General features: G+C 76.4%; 1 protein-coding gene. It reads right to left on the bottom strand.

The features are described 5' to 3' along the window. Positions 1-146: 146 nt before the first annotated feature. Positions 147-411: type 2 periplasmic-binding domain-containing protein (locus E4T88_RS18995; RefSeq protein WP_221411830.1), on the bottom strand; the 265-nt coding region annotated here is incomplete at its 5' end.

The following is a 411-nucleotide window of genomic DNA, read 5'->3' as shown; positions in this document are numbered from 1 at the left end:
CCGCCACTCCGTTCGCCTGGTGGGCCGCGCGGGCCGGGCTGTGGCCGCTCTGGCTGCTGGGCGCGCTGGTCGTGGCCGCGGCCTTCATGGTGCGGCCCCTGCGGCGCTGACCAGGCCGCTTCGCAGGCGAGAGGCCCGGCGGCCGTTCAGCCGGCAGGGCTGCCTTCCGCATGGTGCGGGCGCGCCAGCACCGCGTGCAGCAGGCCCGGCAGCAGGTCGAGCATGCGCGCCGCATGGCGGTCCGGCGGGGGGTGTGCCGCATGGTAGGCGTAGAGCGGAATCGGCTCGCGGTCGCGCAGCGGCACGGCCACCACCGTGGCCGGGTCCAGGTTGCCGGCCGTGAGGAAGTCCACCACCGTCCATCCCAGGCCGCGCCGCACCAGCTCCACCGCCAGCTGCGAGGTCTGCACC

The organism is Dysgonomonas mossii (genome assembly GCF_004569505.1).
Lineage (GTDB): Bacteria > Bacteroidota > Bacteroidia > Bacteroidales > Dysgonomonadaceae > Dysgonomonas.
Note: the sequence above shows the minus strand (reverse complement) of the source record. Positions and strands in the feature narration are given on the sequence as shown.